This window comes from Type-E symbiont of Plautia stali, assembly GCF_059731115.1.
In genome coordinates this window covers 2,775,947-2,796,397 of the sequence record NZ_AP035906.1, presented here as the reverse complement: position 1 = coordinate 2,796,397, position 20,451 = coordinate 2,775,947, and the positions used below count along the sequence as shown (strand labels likewise).

Annotated in this window: 19 protein-coding genes and 1 tRNA gene; 4 read left to right on the top strand and 16 right to left on the bottom strand. The window is 55.0% G+C overall.

Annotated elements, in window-relative coordinates; all coding sequences use genetic code 11:
• Nucleotides 1-12 precede the first annotated feature (12 nt).
• The 4 genes from AC6I8L_RS12825 to AC6I8L_RS12810 all read right to left on the bottom strand — a co-directional run bounded on the left by AC6I8L_RS12825 (nt 13) and on the right by AC6I8L_RS12810 (nt 3,258).
• Nucleotides 13-261 (bottom strand): hypothetical protein, encoded by a 249-nt coding sequence (locus AC6I8L_RS12825; RefSeq protein WP_058961419.1) that lies wholly within the window; start codon nt 259-261, stop codon nt 13-15.
• Nucleotides 254-1,372 carry a hypothetical protein gene (locus AC6I8L_RS12820; RefSeq protein WP_058961418.1) on the bottom strand — a complete coding sequence of 373 codons (1,119 nt, stop codon included), beginning with the start codon at nt 1,370-1,372 and terminating at the stop codon, nt 254-256. The genes AC6I8L_RS12825 and AC6I8L_RS12820 overlap by 8 nt, the downstream gene beginning before the upstream one ends.
• A 37-nt stretch (nt 1,373-1,409) precedes the next feature.
• On the bottom strand, nt 1,410-1,622 hold the full coding sequence (locus AC6I8L_RS12815) for a helix-turn-helix transcriptional regulator (protein WP_058961417.1): 213 nt from the start codon (nt 1,620-1,622) through the stop codon (nt 1,410-1,412).
• A gap of 208 nt (nt 1,623-1,830) precedes the next feature.
• The gene (locus AC6I8L_RS12810) at nt 1,831-3,258 is read right to left on the bottom strand and encodes a tyrosine-type recombinase/integrase (RefSeq protein WP_058961416.1); all 1,428 of its coding nucleotides are present in this window, start codon (nt 3,256-3,258) and stop codon (nt 1,831-1,833) included.
• A gap of 264 nt (nt 3,259-3,522) precedes the next feature.
• Here AC6I8L_RS12810 and thiM point away from each other — a divergent pair, with 264 nt between their 5' ends.
• The 3 genes from thiM to fbaB all read left to right on the top strand — a co-directional run bounded on the left by thiM (nt 3,523) and on the right by fbaB (nt 6,365).
• Nucleotides 3,523-4,308, top strand: coding sequence for a hydroxyethylthiazole kinase (gene thiM, locus AC6I8L_RS12805; RefSeq protein WP_058961415.1), 786 nt, complete (start codon nt 3,523-3,525; stop codon nt 4,306-4,308).
• Nucleotides 4,305-5,105, top strand: a complete 801-nt coding sequence (gene thiD / locus AC6I8L_RS12800; protein WP_058961414.1) for a bifunctional hydroxymethylpyrimidine kinase/phosphomethylpyrimidine kinase — start codon at nt 4,305-4,307, stop codon at nt 5,103-5,105. The genes thiM and thiD overlap by 4 nt, the downstream gene beginning before the upstream one ends.
• 207 nt (nt 5,106-5,312) lie before the next feature.
• Nucleotides 5,313-6,365, top strand: a complete 1,053-nt coding sequence (gene fbaB / locus AC6I8L_RS12795; protein ID WP_045832840.1) for a class I fructose-bisphosphate aldolase — start codon at nt 5,313-5,315, stop codon at nt 6,363-6,365.
• A gap of 215 nt (nt 6,366-6,580) precedes the next feature.
• On the opposite strand, the gene AC6I8L_RS12790 is transcribed toward fbaB, so the two are convergent.
• From AC6I8L_RS12790 to AC6I8L_RS12770, 5 genes are all read right to left on the bottom strand, one after another.
• Nucleotides 6,581-7,267, bottom strand: a complete 687-nt coding sequence (locus AC6I8L_RS12790; protein WP_034824871.1) for a GntR family transcriptional regulator — start codon at nt 7,265-7,267, stop codon at nt 6,581-6,583.
• Nucleotides 7,268-7,365: 98 nt separating this feature from the next.
• Entirely contained in the window at nt 7,366-8,826 is a 1,461-nt protein-coding gene (locus AC6I8L_RS12785; RefSeq protein WP_058961413.1) for a mannitol dehydrogenase family protein, read from the bottom strand.
• Nucleotides 8,827-8,878: 52 nt separating this feature from the next.
• A complete protein-coding gene (locus AC6I8L_RS12780) occupies nt 8,879-10,162 on the bottom strand; it encodes an MFS transporter (RefSeq protein ID WP_034824866.1) in 1,284 nt (427 codons plus the stop codon).
• 173 nt (nt 10,163-10,335) lie between these two features.
• Nucleotides 10,336-11,346 (bottom strand): Zn-dependent oxidoreductase, encoded by a 1,011-nt coding sequence (locus tag AC6I8L_RS12775; protein WP_058961412.1) that lies wholly within the window; start codon nt 11,344-11,346, stop codon nt 10,336-10,338.
• A 347-nt stretch (nt 11,347-11,693) separates the two neighbouring features.
• Nucleotides 11,694-11,769: transfer RNA gene (locus tag AC6I8L_RS12770), tRNA-Asn, on the bottom strand.
• 308 nt (nt 11,770-12,077) lie between these two features.
• On the opposite strand from AC6I8L_RS12770, the gene AC6I8L_RS12765 reads away from it, so the two are divergent.
• On the top strand, nt 12,078-13,199 hold the full coding sequence (locus tag AC6I8L_RS12765) for a Gfo/Idh/MocA family protein (RefSeq protein ID WP_058961411.1): 1,122 nt from the start codon (nt 12,078-12,080) through the stop codon (nt 13,197-13,199).
• 438 nt (nt 13,200-13,637) lie between these two features.
• On the opposite strand, the gene yegS is transcribed toward AC6I8L_RS12765, so the two are convergent.
• From yegS to vapB, 7 genes are all read right to left on the bottom strand, one after another.
• Nucleotides 13,638-14,537 carry a lipid kinase YegS gene (yegS, locus tag AC6I8L_RS12760; RefSeq protein WP_058961410.1) on the bottom strand — a complete coding sequence of 300 codons (900 nt, stop codon included), beginning with the start codon at nt 14,535-14,537 and terminating at the stop codon, nt 13,638-13,640.
• A 232-nt stretch (nt 14,538-14,769) separates the two neighbouring features.
• Nucleotides 14,770-16,137: a prephenate-dependent tRNA uridine(34) hydroxylase TrhP gene (gene trhP / locus AC6I8L_RS12755; RefSeq protein WP_058961409.1), complete on the bottom strand. Its 1,368-nt coding sequence runs from the start codon at nt 16,135-16,137 to the stop codon at nt 14,770-14,772.
• 139 nt (nt 16,138-16,276) lie between these two features.
• Nucleotides 16,277-16,984: an envelope stress response regulator BaeR gene (gene baeR / locus AC6I8L_RS12750; protein WP_034824856.1), complete on the bottom strand. Its 708-nt coding sequence runs from the start codon at nt 16,982-16,984 to the stop codon at nt 16,277-16,279.
• A 3-nt stretch (nt 16,985-16,987) separates the two neighbouring features.
• Complete coding sequence (gene baeS, locus AC6I8L_RS12745) at nt 16,988-18,379, bottom strand: envelope stress sensor histidine kinase BaeS (RefSeq protein ID WP_058961408.1); 1,392 nt, start codon at nt 18,377-18,379, stop codon at nt 16,988-16,990.
• On the bottom strand, nt 18,376-19,782 hold the full coding sequence (locus tag AC6I8L_RS12740; protein WP_058961407.1) for an MFS transporter: 1,407 nt from the start codon (nt 19,780-19,782) through the stop codon (nt 18,376-18,378). Before AC6I8L_RS12740 ends, baeS begins: the two co-directional genes overlap by 4 nt.
• Before the next feature lie 16 nt (nt 19,783-19,798).
• Nucleotides 19,799-20,197, bottom strand: a complete 399-nt coding sequence (vapC, locus tag AC6I8L_RS12735; RefSeq protein ID WP_058961406.1) for a type II toxin-antitoxin system tRNA(fMet)-specific endonuclease VapC — start codon at nt 20,195-20,197, stop codon at nt 19,799-19,801.
• Nucleotides 20,197-20,430, bottom strand: a complete 234-nt coding sequence (gene vapB / locus AC6I8L_RS12730; RefSeq protein ID WP_034824846.1) for a type II toxin-antitoxin system VapB family antitoxin — start codon at nt 20,428-20,430, stop codon at nt 20,197-20,199. The genes vapC and vapB overlap by 1 nt, the downstream gene beginning before the upstream one ends.
• Nucleotides 20,431-20,451 lie beyond the last annotated feature (21 nt).

Sequence of the window (20,451 nt, the reverse complement as noted above, 5' to 3'; positions counted from 1 at the left end):
CAGGGTTTTTCATTACCGGAACCGTTTCGCTGCTTCCTCCATACCAATTTCAAATTCAGCGTTTTCCAGGCACGCCCGATTAATTGCCCAATGCGAGATCTCGCGGTTCGACATCTGGCGCAGCAATTCGCAGGCATAGGCGGCGCGCGTTGCTTTATCCACTCCTTTGAAGGTTTCCTCCACTTGCTCATGCAACCACTTCAGCGCGTCCAGGCGGTCAGTGATGGTCACGTGCGGCTGTTCTGGTTGTTGCTTATCCATGCTGTTTATCCTCTTTTGCTGCCCAACCGATTTTAGGCAGGGGTAATAGCCGCCAATATTGCGACTGTTCGACGATGGCGCGTGGCACTTTGTTAGCCCTCAACTGATCAATGTCAGGTGGCTGATTGCCGTAGCCGCAGCGGTGGCAAAAAAATTTCCATTCACCATCAGCGCCGCGTGTATAGCGAATGCCTTCGTCACCATTATGCGGACGCGAACACTTCACCAGAAACCCGTCAGCCTCAGTTGGGGTGCCTTGGTCAGCAAGCCATGACGCGATCACGTCATCCTGAACGCTATGCTGCATAGCGCGCTGGTGGCGTTTATCACCACTGCCATGCTGCCGCTCAACCTTCCCCGGTTCGATGTGAAGCAGGCCGGGATTAGTTTCTTTAGTGCGGTAGCTGGTCGGTGAATGGTTCAGCCAGCCTTTAAAGGGTGGCAAAAAGAACATCTGTCCGGTGACGTGTGATTCAGATCCTGCTAGCGCGCCAGTCTCCGCCCGGATGGTGTCCAGCATTTCTCGGGTAACGCTCTGATGCTGTTCCGGTGGCAGCGGTTCCGCCATGGGGATTATTACTCTGAAACAATCCTTCCCATCTTTGACCGGGCTTCTGTGTCCGGTAGTGGAGTGCATCAACCATGCAAAACGCTGAGTTGTGAGCCATGACTTAACTTCGCCATAACTGCCCGGCATTTGCTTATCGAAATCCAGAAAGATCAGGCTAGTGGGTTGTGTGGTGTGCGCCGCCCGGTAGTCTCCAACGCAGGCCGGGCCAATGAATGGCAGTCTTAGTTTTTCGCTCTGGTACTCTTCATCATCAGCCATATGACGGAAGTCAGGGCCGGGCCGTTTGGTGGCAGCGGCGAAATATTTAAGCACCTGATTCCACCATAAGCGGCGAGTGAATAAAGTGGCGAGGCTGGCGCGATCTTCCTGTGCTTTGCCGGGGTTATACCCGAATGTCAGGATAGCGCTATCAGGTCTGGTATTGGTCAGGTCGATCATGGTTAACCTCTGCGGGTAGAGCCAGCGCGGTGCGCTGGCCTGGGCGCTGCTCCGCAGCGCTTCATCACGCCGGGATTGTTCTGGTAATAATTTTGCATCCACCAGCAGCCGCCAATTCTGGCGGTGTGGCGTTATCTGGTCAGGATGAGCGCATATGCGCACCGCGTTTGTTGGTGTTGCCTCTCGGCTGTGTTGCAATCCATGCCTGAATTTCTGATTCAATCCATAAAGCCTGACCACCAGTTGGATGCACCGCTTGCGGGAAGTCTGGTTTGCGCGCAATGGTGGTTGGCAATGATTGCGGCTGGATATGAAGAAGCGCTGCTAATTCCGTTTTGTCTAAGAGTTTCATAATCACCCCATGTGTTGAGATAGTCTTAATCAGTTAGTGAGCAAACTCTATCAGACTCAACACAACTCTATATTGCCCCCATTGTCACACCTCGCTAAGTCAGTGCTGGCGCGGGTTAGTGGCTTTTTGGTATGGAAGTTTTCGCGTGAGGAATAATTTGGAATAGTTGATGTGGCCACACAAAAAAGCCCACCGGAGTGGGCTGTGATCAGGCTTTCTTACGTCTGATAGCGGTAACGTCAGAAGTGGGTGGCGGATTAATTACGTTTGCTTCAAGCCATTCTCCCCAAGCCATAAAGCCTGAAATCGCTTCGGTGCTTATGTGATATTCAGCATTCACCATATAAGTGCGTTGTAGCTTAGTTTTAGTGGCATGAGCCAGCATTTCATCAGTGACATGTAATGAAAGCCCGATGCCGCCAGCGTCACGATCCCGGTTGATGTATGTTGCTGCCGTGCGTCTTAAATCGTGGATCGTCCACTTCTCCGCAGTTGTGCCCATCTGATTATTTAGCGTGTCCTGTGCGTTGTTCAGGCTCTTGCCTGCAACAGGTGATTTTCGGCGGTGGGGTGCTAATGATGGCGAAGGGAAAACCCAGCCCGCATCACCATGAATTTCCCGCTGCTGGTTCAATACGGCGAGTGCCACGCTGTTCAGCTTAACCATGTGAACTTTGCCCTGTTTCATCCTGGATGCCGGAACAGTCCATAATCCACGCTCTAAGTCGATTTCATCAAAGCTGGCGTTACACGCTTCACTTTTCCGCACGCCAGTTGCGATGATAAACCTTATAGCCTGATGTGCGGCCCCGCCTGTATCCGTCAACTTCCATAAATCGCGCAATTCACTAATGCGCAAATATCTATTTCTCTCGCGGTTCAGTTCACCTTTGCTAAACACGTCAACGTCTGCGCCATTTAACATCTTTGGCAGGCTCCAACCGTCAACGGTTTTCATTGCGTAGTCACACAAGCCATTCAGAAGGAATATTGCGCGGCGGCGCGGTTCCGGGCCTGCTCCGGCCTCTCTCATACTGATCAGGTGGTCGAAGAGACGTTTATAAGTTACCTCCACCAGCGGAGTGCTAGCGAGTTCGCTGGATGCAATCCACTTACGCCATACTGACAGATAGCCGGGGAATAGTTTCGGTGCGCGGTCTTCAAAAGTTGCCTGCCGTACTGCCCACAGACGGTTAAGCGTTGGGGCTTCCTCTGCTGCTTTGCTGGCTTCCTGCTCTGCACGTTTACGGCTAGCTGCTGTCTCGCGTTTCAGCACGCCACCATTACGGCGTATATCATAGGCTTGCTGGTGGGCTGTGCGCGCTTCTGCCAGGCTCATGGGTTCCGCGCCGATGTAATGCCCAAGAACAAAGGTTGACGTGCGATCAAAGTTATAGCGCCATGATGCCGCAACAATTGCTGTGTTGCCTTCCATGCGTTTCAGGCGCACTTCAATAACAAGGCCTGTCAGATCCCCATTTGAGATCTGCATCGTTAACTTTGCCAACGGCTTGCCAGTGCTGGTAGTCTCTCCGCCAACAAATCGTTTGCGGCAATGCTCTATGAATTGCTTTAGTTTGATATCACCGTCAATGATCGTGAATGACAGCGGTTTTAGTTGGGAATTTTTGCCCATGCTGGATAATCGCCTGTTGGTAAATGAGTGTTCATACCTGCATATTTGCCAACACATCGACTGTGTTATGTCTGCTACAGGTCTGCTCTATTCATTAGCATCATATATGACGAAAGCCGCACCAAGTAAGGGTTTAACTGTTAAAGACTGCTATATTCTGTGTTGAGTCTATATAGCAGAATTCTATCTGATCTGGATAATGCCAGCGTAGGGAAGTCAGATGCCTGACCGCATTCGCCTTCTTGATCGCCGGTTGGGAGTTTTATGACACAGCCTGACCTTCTTACCCCCGCGCAATTCGCGCAATCTCTGCAGCTGCTGCGTCAGCAGGCACCGCTGGTGCACTGCATGACCAATGACGTGGTGCAAACCTTTACCGCCAATGTGCTGCTGGCTTTGCAAGCCTCTCCCGCGATGGTGATCGATGCCGAGGAAGCCGCGCAGTTCGTGAGTTTTGCCGATGCGCTGCTGATCAACGTCGGCACCTTAACCCGCGACCGTCGCGATGCGATGCTGGCAGCGGTACAGTCCGCTTCTAAAGTCGGTACGCCCTGGACGCTCGATCCGGTCGCGGTTGGCGCACTCTCATTCCGTACCGAATTCTGCCAGCAGTTGCTGAGCCTGCATCCCGCCGCGATTCGTGGCAACGCCTCGGAAATCCTCGCGCTGGCTAACCAGGCTGCGGGCGGACGCGGCGTGGACAGCGTGCATCAGGCCGATGCCGCACTCAGCGGGGCGCAACAGTTGGCACAGGATTACCACACGCTGGTGGCGGTCACCGGCGAAGTCGACTACGTCACTGATGGCAAACGCACACTGGCTATTCCAGGCGGGAGCCCGCTGATGACGCGCGTGGTCGGCACCGGCTGCGCGCTTTCCGCCGTGGTCGCGGCCTTCAGCAGCTTACCAGGCGACCGCTTGCAGCATGTGGCGGCGGCATGTCGCGTGATGTCGCTGGCAGGCGAGCAGGCGGCGCGTGCTGTTCAGGGGCCAGGCAGCTTTGTCGCGGCTTTCCTCGATAACCTCTGGACGCTGGAGGTTGCCATATGAAACGCATCAACGCGTTGACCATTGCAGGCACTGACCCGAGCGGCGGCGCGGGCATTCAGGCCGATCTCAAAGCCTTCTCCGCGCTGGGTGCGTATGGCACCAGTGTGATTACCGCGCTGGTGGCGCAGAACACCTGCGGCGTACAGTCGGTGTATCGCATTGAACCCGAATTCGTTGGGGCGCAATTGGATTCGGTGCTGGATGATGTGCGTATCGATGCCGCCAAAATCGGCATGCTGTCGGAAACAGCGATTGTCGAAGTGGTGGCCGAGCGGCTGAAACGCGCCAGACTGCCGTTTGTGGTGCTGGATACGGTGATGATTGCCAAGAGTGGCGATCCGCTGCTGTCGCCGGATGCGGTCGCCAGCGTGCGTGAACTGCTGCTGCCGCAGGTGTCGTTGATCACCCCCAATTTGCCGGAAGCGGCTGCGCTACTGGGCCGTGATATGGCGCAGGATGAGAAAACCATGCTGATGCAGGGCGATGCGCTGCTGGATCTCGGTTGTGAAGCGGTATTGATGAAAGGCGGACATCTCAGTGATGCCGAAAGCCCGGATTGGCTAATCACCCGCGCGGGCCGTCAGCGCTTTACCGCACCACGCGTCAATACGCGCCATACCCACGGCACCGGTTGTTCGCTGTCAGCGGCTTTAGCGGCACTGCGTCCACGCCACGATAACTGGGCGGATACAGTCACCGAAGCCAAAGCCTGGCTGCAGCAGGCCTTGCAGCACGCGGACTCGCTGGAAGTCGGCAAGGGCATTGGTCCGGTGCACCATTTCCATCAGTGGTGGTAGGGCAGCAGAACGGCGATTAAGGCGTGCCTCTGTGTTGCAGGATTCAACCTGAAGGCTGCCCATCGCAAGGTGGCAGAATTTTTTTACTGCGTATCCGTCTGAAAAATGGAGTCAGCAATTTGCCAGCCTGGCGCTTTTCGGTCCAGGCTGTTGGGGGCGAATCGGCCATTGCCGGTTCCATTCCAGCCATTTATTTCAGGAGCCAACATGACGGACATCGTACAGTTATTGGGCAAAGAAGCGGATTCACTTCTTCAACATCGCTGCATGACCATTCCAGCGGACAGCCTTTATTTACCGGGCGCGGATTTCGTTGATCGTGTGATGATCGACAACAATCGTTCTCCTGCCGTATTACGCAACATGCAAACCCTGTATAACACTGGTCGCCTGGCGGGCACCGGCTATCTGTCGATTCTGCCGGTCGATCAGGGCGTTGAGCACTCAGCGGGTGCCTCTTTTGCCGCCAACCCGGCTTACTTCGATCCGAAAAACATTGTTGAGCTGGCGATTGAAGCTGGCTGTAACTGTGTCGCCTCTACCTATGGTGTGCTGGCCTCGGTATCACGCCGCTATGCACACCGCATTCCGTTTATGGTGAAACTGAACCACAACGAAACCCTGAGCTATCCCACCCAGTACGATCAAACGCTGTATGCCAGCGTCGAGCAGGCATTCAACCTGGGGGCGATTGCGGTGGGCGCGACCATCTATTTTGGTTCTGAGCAGTCACGCCGCCAGATTGAAGAGATCTCAGCTGCCTTTGAGCGTGCGCATGAGCTGGGAATGGTGACCGTGCTGTGGGCCTATCTGCGCAATGATGGCTTCAAGAAAGACGGCGTGGATTACCATGCCAGCGCCGATTTGACCGGCCAGGCCAACCATCTGGCGGCGACCATTGGCGCAGATATCGTCAAGCAGAAAATGGCCGAGAACAACGGCGGCTACAAGGCGGTGAAATTCGGCCATACCGATGAGCGCGTCTACAGCAAGCTGACCACGGAGAACCCGATCGATCTGGTGCGTTACCAGCTGGCGAACTGCTATATGGGCCGTGCGGGATTGATCAACTCCGGTGGCGCATCAGCCGGAGACACTGACATTGCCGAATCGGTGCGTACTGCGGTGATCAACAAACGTGCGGGCGGGATGGGGCTGATACTGGGCCGTAAGGCGTTTAAGAAGTCGCTGAAAGAGGGCGTACAGCTGATTAATGCGGTGCAGGATGTTTATCTGGCGAAAGATGTCACGATTGCGTAATTGATTGCCCAAATCCCTTCCCGCAAGCGGGAGGGGAATCGGTCAGCGGAGTAATGATTGGGGATTGATCGAGAGCATGGGGACGAAATCTTATCTGCAAAGCTCTCTTTATTGAGCGGCAACACGCGCTTCACCCGCCCGCCAATCGCACTTTGCTTGGGTCTCCCCCTTTATATGGGAGAGGATCAGGTTGAGGGCATCTAATCGCAGACAATCTAAGGCGCTTCAAACCACTCGCTATTACGCTCAGCAATCGGCGTGATGGTTAAAATCATCTCCTGCAGATGACGTCGCATCGCCGCTTCTGCCGCTTCAACATCTTGCGCTTTTAACGCCTGGTAGATGTTTTCATGCTGCTGAATCAGGCTTTCCGGTGGCGACACTTCACTCAGGGTCAGGAAGCGCACGCGGTCCATGGTGGCTTTGATGTTCTCCACCGTTTCCCACGCCAGCAGGCAGTTAATCCCTTCGGCAATCAGGCGGTGAAACTCATCGTCCAGCGCTAAGAATGCCTGGCTGTCGTGACGTTCTGCCGCCAGACGCTGCAACTGAAGATTGTGCTCCAGCGCCATCAAGCCTTCGGGAGTGATCTCCTGTGCCGCGCGTCGCACCACGGCAATCTCCACCGCTTCACGGATAAAACGGCCGTCGGCCACACGCTGGGCGGAAATTTTACGCACGAAAGTGCCGCGCTGCGGCAGCACCTGCACCAGGCCCGCTTCCGCCAGTTTGATAAACGCTTCGCGGACTGGCTGGCGCGACACATTAAAGCGCGCGGACACTTCTTTTTCCGACAGCAACGAGCCGGGATGAATGGCGCAGGTCACGATATCTTTGCGCAGATAACGATAGATCTGCTGATTTACGGGTTCGCTGGTGGTAATGGTATAGGCAATCGACATGCAGCAATATCCGTATTACGGCTGGCCTACGCCAGCCCGATGAGAAAGGTTCAGTCTAATCAGCACGCTGCATCTGCGCTACACATTTGTGAAGGCACTTATGCCTGTGTCACAAGGGCTTGTACCGTCGCGCGTGCACCTTGGGTATTAAGCTGGTTATACAACTCGGTGACGCGCGAGACAAAGGCGGTCTGATAACGTAAATCATCGCCAAATACCGCTTGTATCCGCAGTAAGGCTTCGACGCGCTGTGCACCCTCATCACTGTGCGCAACGATGCTCGCCAATTGTTCTTTCATTGGATCGCGAATCTCAATCGCCTGACCTTGCTCATCGACACCGCTCACGTAACGCATCCAGCCCGCCACACCCAGCAGCAGATAGTCACACGAGGTGCCGTTACGCAGATGCCAGCGCACGCTGTCCAGCAAACGCTGTGGCAACTTCTGTGTGCCATCGGTGGCAATTTGATAAGTGCGATGCTTGATGGCGCGGTTTTCGTAGCGAGCGATCAGCGAGTCGGCATAGGCGGTGAGATCCACGCCCTGAGTACGCAGCGTCGGGGCCTGATCCTGTAACATCAGCGCGCGTGCCGCCGTGCGGAAGTGGTTATCAGCCATGCAATCGCTGATGTGTTCGTATCCGGCGAGGAAGCCGAGATAGGCGAGGAAAGAGTGGCTGCCGTTCAGCATGCGCAACTTCATCTCTTCAAACGGCAATACATCACTGACCAGCTCAGCACCGGCATTTTCCCACGCCGGGCGACCGTTAACGAAGTTGTCTTCGATGACCCATTGGAAGAAGGGTTCTGCTTCTACCGCCACCGGATCGCTGCTGCCTAAGCGCGCTTCCAGCGCATCAAATGCCGCATCGGTCATGGCGGGAACGATGCGATCCACCATGGTGGAGGGGAAGGTGATGTGCGTTTGAATGTACTCTGCCAGTTCGTGGCTATGGCGTTCTGCCAGCTGGGTGACGACGTTGCGCGTGACGTGACCGTTCTCTGGCATGTTGTCGCAGGACATTACGCTGAATGGCGTTAATCCACGTTCGCGGCGACGGATAATCGCCGCCAGAATCAGGCCCGGCAGTGAACGCGGCTGCGTGGGGTTTTCCAGGTCATGCACGATATCAGGATGATCCGGATTGAGCTTGCCGCTGGAAGGCATGTAGCAATAGCCTTTCTCAGTCACCGTCATCGAGACAATTGCCACATCCGGCTGGCTCATCGCCTCAATCACCGCATCAATGCCGTCGCCTTTGCCATGCAGGGCTTGCGTCACCACGCCAATCACGCGGGTGTGCAGGCTGCTATCGGCCATCTCAGTGAGGGTATATAGCAGGTCTTGCTGACGCAGCGCCTGAATCAATGCGCCACTGTTGAGGTTCACTTCGCAGTAGCCCCAGTCACTGCCTTCCGTTGCCAGTTTATCGGTCGCAAGCGCCTGATGGGCACGGTGAAAAGCACCAAAGCCGATGTGCACCATGCGGGTTTTTAACTGGCTGCGGTCATAAACGGGACGTTGGACGTCGGCGGGGAGGCGATCAAGCTCTAACATGCGTTTTCCTTTTAGCAAACGGGGCGCTGAGCGCCCCATTATGGTCAATCTGTTATGCGGACACCGGTTTATCTACGGTCTTTGGGCTGCGAATCACAAACAGCACCAGCATCGCACCAATCCCGGCGACACAGCCCGCCAGAATAAAGGCGCTGTCGAATTTACCGGTGTGCTGCACGATATAGCCTGTGACAATCGGTCCAACAATCCCGGACAGGCTACCAATCAGATGGATAAAGCCACTGATGCTGCCCACACGGCTTTTGTGCACCACATCCTGAATAATCGCCCAGTAAATAGCACCGGTGATGTAGAGGAAGAAGATGGAGATCGACATCATGATCACCGCGGAATTCACCTCTTTAATCGTTCCCGCCAGTGCTACACAGATGGCGGCAGCCAGCAGCGAGACCACCAGGACAATTTTGCGCGACAACAGCAGCTTGCCGGTGATGTTGAAAATCTTATCCGAAATCCAGCCACCCAATGCGAGGCCGACGAAGCCGACAATCCACGGGATCATGGTGGTGATACTCATGGATTTGATATCCAGGCCGTGCGCCTGCACCAGATAAGCCGGGAACCAGCTCAGGAAGAAGAACAGAATATAGTTGTAGCAGAAGAAGGCAAAAGCGGTGACCAGAATAATCGGCTGACGCAGGTAGTAACCCATGCCGTGCGCTTTGCCTGATGAATCGATGACATCAGCCGGTTCTTCCGCTTTCAGTTTCTCGACCAGCGCGCGCTCTTCTGCAGAGACTTTTTTGCTGCGTGCCGGGTTATCAGCAGCGAAGAAGAACCACAGACCCATCCACACCAGGCCAATCACGCAGATCACCACGAACGCCGGACGCCAGCCAAATGACAACGCCAGATAGCCCACAATCGGACCAGCGACGGCACCACCCAGCGGCGAACCCGCACTCAGCAAGCCCATTGCGGTAGCGGCTTGTTTTTTCGGGAACCAGCCGTTGATGGCCTTGTTTGCCGAGGCGCAGATTGGGCCTTCCGCCATGCCGAACAGCACGCGCAGAATCATCATCGACCAGAAGCCGGTTGCCAGTGCGGTCATGCCGCAGAACAGCGACCACATACCGACGGCGGTGCCGAGCACGATAGTCGGGCCGAATTTATCGGTCGCCAGGCCACCGATAAAGTTAAACAGCGCGTAGCCAAAGAAGAAGCTACCGAAAATCATGCCGAACTGTTCGGCGTTGATCATCAGGTCTTTTTCTACCAGCGGTACAGTCAGAGAAAGGGCAATACGATCGAGGTAGTTGATCATATAAACCAGGAACAACAGCAGTACGAGGGTCCAGCGTAGATTCTTTAACATAGAAACTCCGTTTCCCCATCATGCTTCAATCTGTTTCTGTGTGGCCTGTTTAATCTCATCCCCTTCGGGGATTTAATCAGTTGCCGCTTTGATACAGCCTGAAGCATTGAGAGGATTATTATATTGGCCGGCGGGTACGCACCGGATTAAGGACACCTGGTGTGAAGATTAACTTAACCCATGTGCAGAATCACTTTGCAGCAGGTGCGCGGATCTTTTTCGAACAGCGTCATCGCTTTTTCAATCTCGGCCAGCGGGAAATAGTGGGTGACTAATTTCTCTGGCTGAATCTGACCTTTCTCCATCCACTCAATCACCTGCGGGAAGCGATTGCTGTTCAGGCGCGAGGTAAATAGTGATAACTCTTTGCTGGTTAACGCCTGCTGCGTGATGCTGCAAGGCTCACCGGAGAAGCCGAGCAGGCCAATACGCGCCGCCGGAGAGGCGAGGGCAGCGGCTTCTGCCAGAATGGTCGGATGGCAGGCGGCATCGATGATCAATGTTGGCTGCATGCCTTCCAGCTGTGCGGCCAGCGGAATCTCACTGTTGTTGAACACCTGATCAGCGCCATTTTCCTGCGCCAGCGCCAGACGTTCCGGCAGACGATCCACCACCAGCACTTTTTCCACGCCGTAGACGCCTTTCAGCACCTGAATGGCGGTTAAGCCCATCGGGCCTGCGCCGTAAATCAGCGCCACGTCATTGGCCTGCGGTTTGAGGAAGGCGGTGATGTTCGCCGCGATGGTGAACGGTTCCACCAGGCTGGCGAGTTTGTCCGGAATAGAAGCGGGCAGAGTAAAAGCGTTTTTCGCCGGTGCTACCGCATATTCGCTGAAACCACCGTCACGGTGCACACCGATTACCTGCAGTTCTTTGCAGACGTTTGGGCGACCGATGGAGCAGGGGTAGCAGTGTCCGCAGCTGACGACCGGATCAACCGCCACACGCTCGCCGATACGCGCGGCTTCCACGCCTTCACCCACCGCATCGATCAAGCCAAAGAATTCGTGGCCAATCACGCGCGGGTATTTGGCGAATGGGTTGTGGCCGTGCCAGATGTGCACATCTGAACCGCAGATACTGGCAAACTGCACTTTGACGCGCACTTCGCCTGCGGCTGGTTCAGGCAATGCGCGTTCTGCCACTACCAGTTCACCCGGTTGTTCAATTACGACACTTTTCATCATCTACTCCTTGCCAGATACACGCTCAATTGGTGGATTTGGCATCAACGGGAATGCAATGAATGAAAAATACGCTTGCTAATACTACCATACAAGTCGGCGTTAAAGAGTTGTGAAGAGAGTCACAGAGTGCAGGAAGAGGGAGCGAAGAACTGTGGCAGTTTGGAAGATGGGGCAGTGGAGTTGGAGTGGGGCTGAAATAGCAGAGATTTGAGATTTGAGATGTGGGATTTTCAGATTGAGCCGACAATGACTTTAGATAGGACATCGCCCGACTATTCCATTCATCGCCTCCCAAATTGCAGGCATAAAAAAAGCAGCCTGATAGGCTGCTCTTTTCAAGAATTTGGCTCCTCTGACTGGACTCGAACCAGTGACATACGGATTAACAGTCCGCCGTTCTACCGACTGAACTACAGAGGAATCGTTTGGAACGGGGCGCATAGTAACGAGCAGGCTCTGGGTTGTCAAAGGCCTTTTCTACATTTTTTACTGACTGCTGAATAAAGCGTCAATTTTACGATTTTCTCCGCCTTAGCGCGCTGAATCACACTCCATAACAGGATGATTTGTGATGCAAGTCACTAATGTTATGCAAAATTACATTCTGATTTGTCGATTTTGTCAGATACCTCGCATGTATGATCACAGATATTTCATTTCGCCGTTGTGGCGGCCAAAAGCGAAACATATATTCCAGATCAATTCCCACCCACAACTCCAGGTGCAGCATGAACAAAGTCAGAATCGGAATGATCGGCAGTGGTTACATTGGTCGTTGTCACGCCATTGCTTACGCGCAGGCTCCCACTGTTTTTGCGCTGAAAGGCGAAATCGTGCGTGAAATGCTGGCAGAGGTGAATCCTGAACTGGCTGCCAAACAGGCGGCAACCTTTGGCTTTGCCCGTTCAACTGGCGACTGGCACGAGCTGGTGCGCGATCCCAACATTGATGTGGTCGATATCTGTGCCCCGAACTTCCTGCACAAAGAGATGGCGCTGGAAGCGATCCGTAACGGCAAACACGTTTATTCCGAGAAACCGCTTTCGTTGTCTGTGGCCGATGCAGAAGAGATGGTGCAGGCCGCGCAGCAGGCCGGCGTGAAAACGCTGGTGGGCTTCAACTACATGAAAAACCCGACCAGCCAACTGGCGCGTGAAATCATTGCGCGTGGTGAAATTGGTGAAGTGATTCATTTTTACGGCACCCACAACGAAGATTATCTGGCACGTCCGGAAACCCCGCTCGACTGGCACTGTCAGAAAGCGCTGGCCGGTTTAGGTGCGCTGGGCGATTTGGCGGCGCATATCGTCAACATGGCGCACTATCTGGTGGGCGACATCGAAGAAGTCAGCGGCGATATGATGACGGTAATTAAACAGCGGCCCGATCCGAAAGACCCTTCACGTCTGCTGCCGGTAGAGAACGAAGATCAGGCCAGCGCGCTGCTGCGCTTTAAAAACGGTGCGCACGGCGTTTTTGAAACCTCGCGCATCGCCTGTGGCAGCAAAATGGGCCTCACCTACGTGGTCACCGGCACCAAAGGTACGCTACGCTACACCCAGGAGCGCATGGCCGAGCTGGAGCTGTATATCCATGATGAACCTGCTGGACGTCAGGGCTTCAAAACCATTCTGACTGGCCCGGCCCATCCGGATTACGCCAACTTCTGCGTATCAGCGGGTCACGGTATTGGTTTTAACGATCAGAAAACCGTGGAGATCCGTGACTTGATCAACGGTATCGCAGCCGGCGATCGTATGTGGCCAGATTTTGCCGAAGGTTTGCAGGTGCAAAAAGTACTGGAAGCGGTGGCGGTGTCCGCTGTCGAGCGTCGCTGGATGAAAGTGTAACGGCCTTCTTACAGTACGCATTCAAGCTATTGGGCAGGTTAGGGCAGCTTCTAAGCCGGTAGTGAATATTGCTAAAGAGTGATTCTGGCAGCAGCCAAAGTTAGCCAATGAGCGCAATGTCTAACAGGCAGCACCTCTGACAGCACGCATTAAAGCTAATGAGCAGGCTGGGGTCGCGATGGGGCTGGCATTTCGCAGCGCTGAACGGAATGAGGAAGCCGGGAGAGCCAGCATGGATGCTGGCGAAAGGCGCAGCCGGAACAGGGATGTTCCGTCTGCGCCGGTCCGTCCGGCTGACGAGTGAAGTGAAGGCACCGCGTCAGCGGCGCGAGGACCGCCAGCCCCAAAGCGACCCCAGACTGCGTTATCACCAGCAACCCAGACTGCGTTATCACCAGCAACCCAGACTGCATTTCACCCGCCTCTAACCAACAAACATCACGCCAGCAGCGGGCACTGCGGCGGCAGGCGGCAGCTCAGCGCGCCTGGCATCACTTCAATTTCAAATTCGCTGCCGGTCAGCGGTTCGCCATCCAGATTGAACGTCATCTCATGCGGTGAACGAATGCTCAGCGACTGCAGCTGCGCCGAGACAATATTCGGATTCTCATCATTACGCGTCAGTGAATGCAGCAAGGTCGGCAACAACTCCTGCGCGGTAACAATGCTCAGATTCAGCTGCCCATCATTGATCAACGCATCCGGACACAACTTCTGTCCGCCACCCGCCTGACGACCATTACCAATGCCGATCACCAGTGCATCACCTTGCCACTCAAAGCCCGGACCACTGATCTCACAGCTATCCGGCTTCAGCGCATCTACTCGCATCAAACCATGAATAAAGTACGACACGCCGCCTAAAGCCGATTTCAATTTCTCCGGCGTCTCCGTGGTAATACGCGTGCCAAAGCCGCCGGTCGCCATATTGATAAAGTAGCGATCGCCATTCACGCGCGCCAAATCAATCGCGCTGGCTTTACCCAACACCGCCAGACGCAGCGCCGGTTCCATCTCCTCTGGAATCCCCACGCTGGTGGCGAAATCATTGGCCGTGCCAAGCGGCAGAATACCCAGTGCTGGACGCTGCTCAGCAGGCACTGCCGCCAGCGCTGTGGCGATTTCATTGATGGTGCCATCGCCGCCGCCCGCTACCACGGTTTCAGCCTGCAACTCCACCGCTTCCTGCACGTAACGGTCACCGTCGCCCTTTTCCCAGGTCACGCGTACCGCCAGATTAAAACCTTCATCGCGCAGCGTATTCACCGCCGCACGCAAATCTTCATTGCCCGCGCCTTTCCCATTGAGGACCAGCAGCGTCAGTGGTTTATTTTGCATAATCAGTTCCTTGAGGCGAAATACGATGCAGAGGTTATAGCATAGCTGGGCGAGGAACTTTATCGGCGGGCGATGAAAAAAAGAAAACCCGCACGGGGGAGCCGGGCGGGTGAATGAGGTGGTTCCTGGTACTACCTGCTGTTTATTGTTACTCGTTAGCAGCAGGCGGGATTCTAAAGCGAGGCGCAGCGGCGGTCTGTGATCCTGTTCTAACTTCGCGCCTTTCTTTTCATTATGTGCGCTTTTTTCCGTGCGGATCGTAGGTGCTGTTGCCGTCTGTGAAATTACGCATTAACAAAGCAAAGGCCAGATCCACCGATTCCGGCACCGGGATCCACACCTTATGTCCATCTCCCGGCGCAACATCTACCGCTGCACCTTTATCATTTTGCATCGATTCCAGCGTACAGTTCAGATTGCCCTGCGGCGTCATGATCTCCACAGAATCGCCGAGCAAAAACTTATTCTTCACGGCAATTTGCGCCCAGTCGCCGCGACGTTCACCGGTAAACTCTCCCACAAACTGCTGGCGCTCGGATACCGAGAAACCCTGTTCATAGTTCTGATAACTGTCATGCGTATGACGACGCAGGAAACCTTCGGTATAGCCACGATGCGCCAAACCTTCCAGCGTCTCCAGCAGCGCCGGATCGAACGGCTTGCCCGCTGCCGCATCATCAATAGCACGACGATACACCTGCGCGGTGCGGGCGCAGTAGTAGAAGGATTTAGTGCGGCCTTCAATTTTCAGCGAATGTACGCCCATCTGGCTCAGGCGCTCGACGTGGGCCACCGCGCGTAAATCCTTTGAGTTCATGATGTAAGTGCCGTGCTCATCTTCAAAGGCACTCATCACTTCACCGGGCTTCATCTTCTCTTCTAACAAGAATACACGGTCGGTCGTCGCGCCAACGCCCAGCGTGGGCTCCTGCACCTCAACCGGCTGATGGAAGCCGACAATATTGCCCACCTCATCCTGTTTGCCTTCTTCCACTTTGTATTCCCAGCGGCAGGCGTTAGTGCAGGTTCCCTGATTCGGATCGCGCTTATTGAGATAACCGGAAAGCAAACAGCGCCCGGAGTAGGCCATGCACAGTGCGCCGTGTACGAAGATCTCAATCTCCATTTCTGGCACCTGCTGGCGAATCTCAGCAATCTCATCCAGCGACAGCTCGCGCGACAGAATCACGCGGGTCAGCCCCATCTGCTGCCAGAACTTCACCGTCGCCCAGTTCACCGCATTGGCCTGCACCGACAGATGAATCGGCATCTCCGGAAAGGCTTCGCGCACCAGCATAATCAGGCCGGGATCGGACATAATCAGCGCATCGGGCTGCATCTCCACCACCGGCGTCAGGTCTCGGATAAAGGTTTTAAGCTTGGCGTTATGCGGCGCGATGTTCACCACCACGTAAAATTTCTTGCCCAGTTGGTGGGCTTCTTCAATGCCCTTAGCCAGCACTTCATGGGTGAATTCATTGTTACGCACGCGCAGGCTGTAGCGCGGTTGACCGGCATACACCGCGTCAGCGCCATAGGCAAAGGCATAGCGCATATTCTTCAGCGATCCCGCTGGAGAGAGGAGTTCGGGTTTAAACATGGAGGGAATTCTCACTGATGTCAGGTCAGCATGCTATCGGCGATGGCAGGTGCATGAGCCGCATCAAACGGCCCTGCAAAAGGTGGGGAATTGTAGGCAGCGCCGCCTCTGAAGTAAATTGATCTACATCAAGCTAGCGCTACATCAGGCGACAGACGTCCGCTTCCCAGCGATAGCCCATGCCGTACACCGCGCGAATAAACGGCTGCTCCGCATCAAGGTTTTCCAGCTTACGACGCAGGTTCTTGATATGGCTGTCGATAGTACGGTCAGTGACCACGCGATAATCGTCATAAAGATGATTCAGTAACTGTTCACGCGAGAACACTTTACCCGGCTCCAGCGCCAGGGTTTTCAGCAAGCGGAATTCAGCAGGCGTCAGTTCCAGCTGCTGTTCGCGCCAGCTGGCCTGAAAACGTCCTTCATCAATCAGCAGATGCGAGGCGAGCTGCGCTTCTTCCGGCGAACGTTTTACACGGCGCAAAATGGTTTTCACCCGTGCCACCACCTCACGAGGGCTGAACGGTTTGCAGATGTAATCATCCGCGCCGATTTCCAGCCCCAGCAGGCGGTCAATCTCTTCGGTGCGTGCTGTCACCATAATGATCGGCAGCTCGGAGAAACGGCGGATTTCACGACACAGCGTTAAGCCATCGCGACCCGGCAGCATCAAATCCAGCAGCATCAAATCCGGCGGTGAGTGCTGCACGTAGTTCAGCACATCATTGCCATCAGCAATATGGTGGGTGCGATAGTTGGACGCCTGCAGATAATCGATCATCAGCTGCGCCAGTTTCGGTTCGTCTTCAACAATAAGAATCAGGGGATCGTGATTATCCGGGCTCATAAGCTATTTCTGGTGAGGAACATACGGCAAGTTTAGCGCGATTTGCAGTCCACCTAAATCAGAGTGCTCCGCAGAAATGCTGCCGCTATGTGCTTCAACAATGTTTTTACAGATCGCCAGGCCTAATCCAGAGCCGCCGCTGGCGCGATTGCGTGAACTTTCTGCCCGGAAAAAACGCTCAAAAAGATGTGCCTGATGTTCAGCATCCACGCCGGGCGCGCTATCCGCAAAGCGTAATTGCCAGTAGTCGCCGTGTTGTTGCAGGCTGACCCGCACTTCGCCACCGGCATCAGTGTAACGCAGGCTGTTCTCCAGCAGATTGGTGAACAACTGCATTAAACGATCCGGATCGCCAAAACTTTCCGCTTTGGTCGGCAGCGCAAGGGTGAGGGTTAAATCCCGGCTGCGATAGCGTTCGCCAAAGCTGCCTGCCACCACTTCCAGCAGATTCACCACATCCACCGGTTGTTTGCGATAGGCGAGGGCGCCCGCGTCAGACAGCGACAGCTGATGCAGATCGTCCACCAGTTTAGTCAGCACCACCACTTCACTCTGCAGTGAGGTGATGGCTTCCGGCGTCAGCTTGCGCACACCATCCTGCATCGCCTCCAGCTCACCGCGCATGATCGCCAGCGGTGTGCGCAGCTCGTGGGAGATATCGGCCATAAAGGCGCGGCGGTTACTTTCGTTCTTCTCCAGCGAACTGGCGAGCTGGTTAAAGTCACGCGCCAGCTGACCGATTTCATCACTGCTGCCCACTTCCACGCGTGTGGAAAATTTGCCTGCCGCCAGTTCATGGGTGCCATCCACCAGCCGCTTCACCGGGGCCAATAAGCCGCGCGCAAGCAGCCAGGTGACCAGCGCCGCCAGCAGCGTGGTGAGGGTGACGATCATCCAGCTGGTGCGGCGCTGCTGCAGATCAAAGTTGATATCGGTGCTGCGCGTCAGTCGTTCAGCGGGCGAGGCGATCACCCAACCCACCACTTTGCCGGTGCTGGTGGTGATGTTGCGCCGCGTGCCTTCCGGCGGCACCGGCGAGTGTGGCCCGGACAAGACCTTATACTGCTGATCGATAATCCAGAATTGGGTACGCCAGCCGTGTGGCGGCAACTGCGTACTGCTGCCGGGATTTTGCTCCATCGATCGCAGTATGGTGAAAATCAGGCGGTCGTTGTTCCGCAGGAAATCCCAGTTGCCGTGCTGCTCATACTGATCCGCCAGCGCATCGCTCAGCAGGGTTAAACGCTGTTCATTGCCTTTCTTGATGTAATCAACAAAGCCGTGCTCAAAGCTGAGGCGCACGCCCCAGTGCATGGTGATGATCACCAGCATGCAGGTGGAAAAAATCGCCACAAACAGCTTGGCGCCAATGCCGAGTTTCACCGGCTGCTTCATGCTTTTCTCCTGCCTCTGAGATCCACGTTCTTACTCACATCTTTAGGTACGCGCCAGAACACCAGTGCTGGCAACACAATCACCAGCGCCATGCACAGGTAGGTATAAATAAAGGTTTGATGTGCGGCGGCGCTGTTGGTCACGGCGCCGTGGGCGAACGCACCCAGCAGCAAGCCTGCCACCGTGACGCCAATACTCATCGACAACTGCATGATCATCGAGAGCAAGCTGTTGCCGCTCGAAGCCAGATCATCCGGTAACTCTTTCAGCGTTAAGGTGTTCATTGAGGAGAAGCGGATGGCATTCACCATGCCTTGCAGCAGCAGGACCACTGGCAGCATCCACACCCATCCGAGCAGCGCCACTGCCGGAAACAGCAACACCACCAGCGCCAGTGCGATAGTTGCCCCGACCAGCGCATTGCGATAGCCAAACAGGTTAACGATGCGCACCACCACGCGTTTGGTACCCATATTGCCCAGCACCATCGGAATCATCATTAAACCCGCGTGGAACGGGCTGTAGCCGAGGCCCACCTGCAAAAAGATCGGTGTCATAAAGGGCAGCATGCCGCTACCGATGCGTCCGGTGAAGCTGCCGAGCAGGCCAATCGAGTAGATGCGGTTGTCGAACAGCTTCAGGCTAAACAGCGCGTTGTCGTTGTTACGACCGTGCATCAGGTAAAACAGCAGGGAGAACACGCCGACCAGAATCAGTGCGCCGAGCAGCAGCGGGGAGCCGCCGGTGCTGCGCTGGCCGTCGAGCGCCAGCGTCAGAGTCGCCATGCCCACTGCCAGCAGCACGAAGCCGAGAAAATCAAAACGTTTGGTTTGCATGGTGTAATTCGGCATCAGCATCAGCGTAGCAATCGCGCCGATGATGCCGACCGGAATATTAATCAGGAAGATCCAGTGCCAGCTGGCGTATTGCACCAAAATCCCGCCCAGCGCCGGACCGAGCAGCGGACCGATTTGCCCCGGCGTGGTCACAAAGGTCATCGCCGACATGTACTGCTCGCGCGGCACAATTTTCATCACCGTCAAACGCCCGACCGGCACCATCATCGCCCCGCCGACGCCTTGCACCACGCGCGCCATCACCAGCTGATCGAGCGAAGTAGAGAAGGCGCACAGCAGCGAACCGATGCTGAACAGCACAATGGCGCAGAAGAAGATGTTACGCACGCCAAAGCGATCCGCCAGCCAGCCGCTGATCGGCAAAGTCACGGCCACCGTCAGCACATACGACACGATCACCGAGTGCATGTTGAGTGGGCTGACGTTGAGATCGCGCGCCATCGAAGGGATGGCGGTGTTGACGATAGTGGTATCCAGCGCCTGCATAAAAAAGCCGAAGGCGACGATCCACAGCTGCCAGCGCACGGTGGCGTTTTGCGAGTTCATGAAGAGTACCGTTGTATTAAAGCCAGTTTTCGCTGATTAACCCCTTCACCCGTGAAAATTCGCGCAGGTTATTGGTAATGAGTGTTAGCGCTTCGCTTCGCGCGTGTGCAGCTATGTGTAAATCATTCAGACCGATGGGTGTGCCTTTCTTTTCCAGGTCAGCGCGAATCGAGCCGTAATGAAATGCTGCCCTTTGGTCGTAACTGAGTACGTCCAGACGGGAAATAAAGTCTTCAACAGTGCGTAGATTCCTTTCAGGAAAAGCACTCTTCTCCGCGCCATGAACGAGTTCAGCAAGCGTAATTGATGAGATGACCATGCGCCCGACGTTGGCATTAAAGCGTTCCAAAACCTCAATAGGGCGGCGTTTGATGACATAGATAACGATGTTGGTATCCAGCATGTAGCGATGCATTAAAAGTCTTCCCTATCAGATTGCTCCTGTGACGCACGCTCATTCATAAAATCGTCGCTTACGCTGGGACCATCGAGGAAAAAGCTATCCCAGGCGTTTTCTATTGGTGTGAGAATGCGCTCTTTGCCAATCGCACGCACCGTGACATTTTTCACGTTGTCGGGAAAGCGCACGTCAGCAGGAATACGCACGTTTTGCGTACGATTATTAGTAAACACTGTACCTTGAGACATATAAACCTCCTTCATAGTGAC